The following is a 6,059-nucleotide window of genomic DNA, read 5'->3' as shown; positions in this document are numbered from 1 at the left end:
AGGCGATGCCGAAGATGTTCACGCCCGCCGTGCACAGCAGGCAGAACCACATCAGGCGTGCGTGGCCGCCGCCCAGCGGTGGAGGGTTTCGGCGGCCGCGCCCGAGTCGATCGCGTGGGCGGCGCGGGCCATCGCCGCCTCCAGCTGCTCGGGGAGCGACGCCTCCGTCGGGGAGACCGCGACCAGCGCCGCCGCCGCGTTCAGCAGCACCGCGTCGCGGACGGGGCCCGTCTCGCCGTCGAGGACGCGCCGCGCGACGTCCGCGTTGTAGGCGGAGTCCGCGCCGCGCAGGGCCTCCACCGGGGCCAGCCGGAGGCCGACGCTCCGCGGGTCGAACCGCTCCTCGCGGACCTCGCCGTCCCGCACCACCCACACCGTGGACGGCGCGGTGACGGTCAGCTCGTCCAGACCGTCGTCGCCCCGGAAGACCAGCGCCGAGGAGCCGCGGTCGGCCAGCACGCCGGCCATGATCGACGCCATCCTGGCGTCCGCCACGCCCGTGGCCTGGGCCCGGACCCGGGCCGGGTTGGTCAGCGGGCCGAGGAAGTTGAAGACCGTCGCGACGCCCAGCTCGCGCCGCGCCGCGCCCACGTGGCGCAGCGCCGGGTGGAACTTGACCGCGAAGCAGAAGGTGATGCCCGCCTCCAGGGCGATCTCCGCCACCCGCTCGGGGGTCAGTTCCAGGTTGACGCCGAGCTTCTCCAGCACGTCGGAGGCGCCGCTGGCGCTGGACGCCGCGCGGTTGCCGTGCTTGACCACCCGTACGCCGGTGCCGGCGACCACGATGGCGGCCATGGTCGAGATGTTGACGGTCTTGGCCCGGTCGCCGCCGGTGCCGACGATGTCCACCGTGGTGCCCGGCACCTCTATCCGGTTGGCGTGCTCGTACATCGCCTCGACCAGCCCCGACACCTCGGTGACCGTCTCGCCCTTGGCCCGCAGCGCGACCGCGAAGCCGGCGATCTGGGCGTCGGTGGCCTCGCCGGCCATGACGCTGCCCATGGCCCAGGCGGCCTCGTCCGCGGTGAGGTCGTGGCCCGCGATCAGCGTGCTCAGCACGTCGGGCCAGGTGCGCGCCGCCGCTCGGTCGCCTCCGGCCGGGATCACAGCGCTCATGGGGAATCACCTCTGGCATCGGGGGCCGGCAGCCTTCGCTGGGCCTGTGGTGCCAGAGCCTATAGCGCGAGTGGCCCCCGCCCGGAACGGGCGGGGGCCACTCGGTGGTGGGGTCCAGGGGCCGTCAGTGGTGACCGTGGCCGCTGGTGATCTCGTGGTACTCCTCGCTCGTCGGCTTGGGGATCTGCGCCTGCTCGCCGTAGTAGGTGCGGCTGAGCCTGGCCCGCACTCGCTCGACGGGGTTGATCCGGCGCCGGACGCCGTTCTCGTCCGTCTCCGGGCCGACCTCCATGGGCGTGGCCTGGTCGTGCGAGGTGAGCACGTGCAGCTGGTCCTGCGGCAGGGGCTGGTGCACCTCGACGAACTCGCCGTGCGGCAGCCGCTTGATGATGCCGGTCTCCCGGCCGTGCAGGACCTTGTCCCGGTCGCGGCGCTGGAGGCCCATGCAGATCCGTCGGGTGATGAAGAACGCCAGCACCGGCAGGACGAAGAAGCCGATCCGGCAGAACCAGGTGATCGCGTTGATCGACAGGTTGAAGTGGACCGCGAACAGGTCGTTGCCGCCGCCGATCGTGGTCACGCCGAACGCCGTCAGCCACGCGACGCCGAGGCCGGTCCTGGTCGGCGAGTTCCGCGGCCGCTGCGCGATGTGGTGCTCGCGCTTGTCCTTGGTGACCCACGACTCGAAGAACGGGTAGAGCCCGATCACGGCGAGCATCGCGGGGAAGACCGCCAGCGGGATCAGCAGACCGAAGTTGAGCGTGTAGCCGCCGGGAATCACCCACTCCCAGCCGGGCATCATCCGGACCAGGCCCTCGGAGAAGCCCAGGTACCAGTCGGGCTGGGCGTCCGTGGACACCTGGTCGGGCCGGTAGGGGCCGAGCAGCCAGATCGGGTTGATGGTCACGGTGGCCGCGATCATCGTGATCACGCCGAAGACCAGGAAGAAGAAGCCTCCGGCCTTCGCCATGTAGACGGGCAGCAGCGGGTAGCCGACGACGTTCTCGTTGGTCCTGCCGGGCCCGGCGTAGTGCGTGTGCTTGTGGTACACGATCAGGATCAGGTGCGCGACGACGAGGCCGAGCATGATCCCGGGCAGCAGCAGCACGTGGGTCACGAAGAACCGCGGGATGATGTCGTGGCCGGGGAACTCCCCGCCGAAGATGAACATCTGCAGGTACGAGCCGACCACCGGCACGGCCAGGATGGCCGCTTCCATCAGCCGGATGCCGATGCCGGAGAGCGAGTCGTCGGGCAGCGAGTAGCCGGTGAGGCCGGTGAAGATCGCCAGCACCAGCAGCAGGAAGCCGAACAGCCAGTTGACCTCGCGCGGCTTGCGGAAGGCGCCGGTGAAGAACACCCGGAACATGTGCAGGAAGATGCCGACGACGAAGATCAGCGCCGCCCAGTGGTGGATCTGCCGGACCAGCAGACCGCCGCGGACCTCGAAGTTGATGTCGAGGGCCGAGGCGTAGGCCTCGCTCATCAGCAGGCCCTGCATGGGCTCGAACGACCCGTGGTACTCGACCTCGGCCATGCTCGGCACGAAGAAGAGCGTGAGGTAGACGCCCGTCAGGATCAGGATGACGAAGCTGTAGAGGCAGATCTCACCCAGCAGGAACGACCAGTGGTCGGGGAAGATCTTCCGCATGTTGGCCTTGGCGAGGCTGTAGATGCCCAGCCTGCCGTCGGCCCAGTCGGCGACGCGCTCGCCCGCGGGCGCCTTGCCGCGGTTCTTCGGCGCGTCCGCCGTCGTCTTCGGGGATTCCGTTGCCGTACTCATCCGCGCTCCCAGAAGCTCGGGCCTGGGGGCTCCTCGAAGTCGCCGAGCGCAGCGAGGTAGCCGTCTTCGTTCACCGTGATCCGCAGCTGCGGCAGGGGGTGCCCCGCCGGGCCGAAGATCACCCGCGCGCCGTCCGCGAGGTCGAACGTCGACTGGTGGCAGGGGCAGAGCGCGTGGTGGGTCTGCTGCTCGTACAGCGTGGCCGGGCAGCCGATGTGGGTGCAGATCTTGGAGTAGCAGAGGATGCCCTCGTGCCCCCAGTCCGCGGACCGCTGGTCCTTGATGTCCTCGGGTTCGAGGCGCACCAGCATGACCGCGGCCTTGGCGATCTCCACCTGGAAGTCCTCGTCGTGCGGGTCGAGGCCCTCGGGCATCGCCTGCACCAGCGCGCCGACCGGGATGTCCTCGGGGCGCAGCGGCGTCTGGGTGGACTCGTTGATGACCAGCGAGCCCTCCTTCCACCGGCTGTGCCGCAGCTTGTCGTGCGGCAGCGGGCCGAGGTCGCGCAGCAGCACCACGCCGGAGAGCGGCACCAGGGCCAGCGCGCCGAACATCGTGTTGCGGACCAGCTTGCGGCGGCCGAACTGGGACTCCGCGACGCCCTGTCGGAAGTCCTCGAAGACCTGCGCCCTGACCTCCTCGGAGGCCGCGACCGGGTGCCGCTCGTCGACCATCTCCTCGTCCGACATCAGCGTCCGCGCCCAGTGCACGGCGCCGGCGCCGATGCAGAAGAGCGCCAGGCCGAGCGTCAGACCGAGGGCGAAGTTGAGCCCGCTGACGTGGCCGAAGGGCCAGATGTAGACGATCCGGTCGATCGGGATCGCGACGTAGGAGGCGATGAACCCGATGGTGGCGAGCACCGAGACGGTGAAGAGCAGTGCCACGGTGCGCTCGGAGCGCTGGGCGGCCCGCTCGTCGATGTCCTGCCTGCGGTGTTCGTGCGCCGGCAGCCCGGGGTCCGCGAACGGGTCGTCCGCCGGGGACAGTTCGCCCGCGCCGTGGCCGCGCCCCTCCGGCAGGTGTTCGCCGGGGGTTTCGTCGTGTGGAGTGTTGTCGTCGTTGTGGGTACTCATGACTTCCTGGCCTTAGTGCTCCTGGCGCCGATCCAGACGGCCACGGCGATCAGGGCACCGATGCCGAAGGTCCAGGCGAAGAGACCCTCGCCGACCGGGCCGTAGCCACCGAGCGAGAAACCACCGGGGCTGGGCGACTCGGAGGTGGCGACCTCGTCGAGCCAGGCGATGATGTCGAGCTTGTCCTGCTCGGTGAGCGTGGTGTCGGGGAAGGACGGCATGTTCTGCGGGCCGGTGAGCATGGCCTCGAAGATGTACCGCGGTTCCACGTCGCGGAGGCTCGGGGCCTCCTTGCCGTTGGTCAGCGCGCCGCCGGAGCCGACGAAGTTGTGGCACTGGGAGCAGTTGCTGCGGAACAGCTCGCCGCCGCGGGCCGCGTCGCCCCGTGCCGGGTCGTACGCCGACTCCTCGGGCACGTTGGGGCCCGGGCCCAGGGAGGCGATGTACGCGGCCAGCTGGTCGATCTCGGCCTGCGTGTAGACGGCGGGCTTCTCCGGGGCCTGCGGCCCCGTCTGGGCCATCGGCATCCGACCCGTGCCGACCTGGAAGTCGACGGATGCGGCGCCCACGCCCACCAGGCTGGGGCCGTCGGAGCCGCCCTGGGCGCCCCGGCCGTGGCAGCTGGAACAGCCGACCTCGTAGAGCCGCTTGCCCTCCTCGATGGCCAGCGACTGGGCCGAAGTCTCGGCCTGGGCCTCGTCCGCGGGGGCGAGTGTGGCGTACAGCCCCCCTGTGGCCGCCAGCGCGAGGAGGAGGACGACGAACGCCGCCAGCGGATGGCGCCGTCGTACGGAGAGCTTTTTCACGGATTACCCCGGTGTCAGGATCTTCAACGTCGGTGCGGTGGAGGTGCGTCGTACGGCGCGGCGACCGGCGGCTACTGGATCAGGTAGATGGTGGCGAAGAGGCCGATCCACACGACGTCGACGAAGTGCCAGTAGTAGGACACGACGATGGCCGTGGTGGCCTGCTCGTGGGTGAACCGCCGCGCGGCGTACGTCCTGCCCAGGACGAGCAGGAAGGCGATCAGGCCGCCGAGCACGTGCAGTCCGTGGAACCCGGTGGTGAGGTAGAACGCCGAGCCGTAGGGGCCGGAGGAGAGCGAGATCCCCTCGTGCACGACCAGCTCCACGTACTCGGTCACCTGACCGCCGATGAAGATGGCACCCATCATGAAGGTGATCACAAACCAGAACCGGAGCTTCTTCACGTCACCGCGCTCGGCGGCGAACACGCCGAGCTGGCAGGTGAGCGAGGAGAGCACCAGGATCGCGGTGTTCGCCGTGGAGAACGGCACGTTGAGCGAACCGGCCTGCTCGGACCAGAACTCCGCACCCATCACCGAGCGGAGGGTGAAGTACATCGCGAAGAGGGCCGCGAAGAACATCAGCTCGGAACTGAGCCAGATGACCGTACCGACGCTGGTGACGTTCGGCCGGTTGACCGAGGGAATCGCGTGCCCGGAATCTACTGCTGTTGCTGTCGCCACGCCCGTCATTATGTCGGGCGCTTTTCCGGGGCTTGCCCCGGGGGTGGGGTTCGGTGTGTCCACGACGTCCATGGGCGGCGCGACCGGCGGTTGACGTCCCGCGCGACCCTGCCCCGGGCCGGGCCCGACGGAGTACGATCCGCGCAACGGCAACAGGCTCGACCCGCGGAGGAACGATGCAGCGCACCGTCACGGTGCTGGTCTACAGCGACGACGCCAACACGCGCGAGCAGGTGCGGCTGGCCGCCGGCCGGCGGCCGGCGGCCGACCTTCCACCGATCGAGTACCTGGAGTGCGCGACGTTGCCGGCCGTGTTGACGGCGCTCGAACAGGGCGGCGTCGACGTCTGCGTGCTGGACGGCGAGGCCGTCCCGGCCGGCGGCATGGGGGTGTGCCGGCAGGTCAAGGACGAGATCTTCAACTGCCCGCCGGTGCTGGTCCTGATCGGCCGCCCCCAGGACGCGTGGCTGGCCTCCTGGAGCCGCGCCGAGGCGGCCGTCCCCCACCCGGTCGACCCGACCGAACTGACGGGGGCCCTGACGGGCCTGCTGAGGGGCGTCCTGGCCGCCCCGGCCTGAGACTTCGGGTTCCCTCCCCC

At 70.3% G+C, this 6,059-nt stretch carries 6 protein-coding genes; 1 reads left to right on the top strand and 5 read right to left on the bottom strand.

The features are described from left to right. Nucleotides 1-51 precede the first annotated feature (51 nt). The 5 genes from trpD to ctaE form a co-directional block, all read right to left on the bottom strand. A complete protein-coding gene (trpD, locus tag E1283_RS30090; protein WP_132821333.1) occupies nucleotides 52-1,116 on the bottom strand; it encodes an anthranilate phosphoribosyltransferase in 1,065 nt (354 codons plus the stop codon). 124 nt (nucleotides 1,117-1,240) lie between these two features. Continuing rightward, on the bottom strand, nucleotides 1,241-2,899 hold the full coding sequence (qcrB, locus tag E1283_RS30085; protein ID WP_132821332.1) for a cytochrome bc1 complex cytochrome b subunit: 1,659 nt from the start codon (nucleotides 2,897-2,899) through the stop codon (nucleotides 1,241-1,243). Beyond that, nucleotides 2,896-3,972: a cytochrome bc1 complex Rieske iron-sulfur subunit gene (gene qcrA, locus E1283_RS30080; RefSeq protein ID WP_132821331.1), complete on the bottom strand. Its 1,077-nt coding sequence runs from the start codon at nucleotides 3,970-3,972 to the stop codon at nucleotides 2,896-2,898. Before qcrA ends, qcrB begins: the two co-directional genes overlap by 4 nt. Next, a complete protein-coding gene (qcrC, locus tag E1283_RS30075; RefSeq protein WP_132821330.1) occupies nucleotides 3,969-4,778 on the bottom strand; it encodes a cytochrome bc1 complex diheme cytochrome c subunit in 810 nt (269 codons plus the stop codon). The genes qcrA and qcrC overlap by 4 nt, the downstream gene beginning before the upstream one ends. Nucleotides 4,779-4,849: 71 nt before the next feature. Further along, nucleotides 4,850-5,470, bottom strand: a complete 621-nt coding sequence (ctaE, locus tag E1283_RS30070; protein WP_132821329.1) for an aa3-type cytochrome oxidase subunit III — start codon at nucleotides 5,468-5,470, stop codon at nucleotides 4,850-4,852. Between the two features lie 167 nt (nucleotides 5,471-5,637). Between ctaE and E1283_RS30065 the strand changes: the two genes are divergently transcribed. Then, on the top strand, nucleotides 5,638-6,039 hold the full coding sequence (locus E1283_RS30065; RefSeq protein ID WP_132821328.1) for a DNA-binding transcriptional response regulator: 402 nt from the start codon (nucleotides 5,638-5,640) through the stop codon (nucleotides 6,037-6,039). Nucleotides 6,040-6,059 lie beyond the last annotated feature (20 nt).

Origin of the sequence: Streptomyces hainanensis (assembly GCF_004348415.1) — a bacterium.
GTDB lineage: Bacteria > Actinomycetota > Actinomycetes > Streptomycetales > Streptomycetaceae > Streptomyces > Streptomyces hainanensis.
This window is presented reverse-complemented; position numbering and strand designations above follow the sequence as displayed.

Bases quoted from the DNA above. Each gene is read 5' to 3' on its own strand.
- trpD (WP_132821333.1), bottom strand. From the start codon at position 1,116: ATGAGCGCTGTGATCCCGGCCGGAGGCGACCGAGCGGCGGCGCGCACC.
- E1283_RS30065 (WP_132821328.1), top strand. From the start codon at position 5,638: ATGCAGCGCACCGTCACGGTGCTGGTCTACAGCGACGACGCCAACACG.
- qcrA (WP_132821331.1), bottom strand. From the start codon at position 3,972: ATGAGTACCCACAACGACGACAACACTCCACACGACGAAACCCCCGGC.
- ctaE (WP_132821329.1), bottom strand. From the start codon at position 5,470: ATGACGGGCGTGGCGACAGCAACAGCAGTAGATTCCGGGCACGCGATT.
- qcrB (WP_132821332.1), bottom strand. From the start codon at position 2,899: ATGAGTACGGCAACGGAATCCCCGAAGACGACGGCGGACGCGCCGAAG.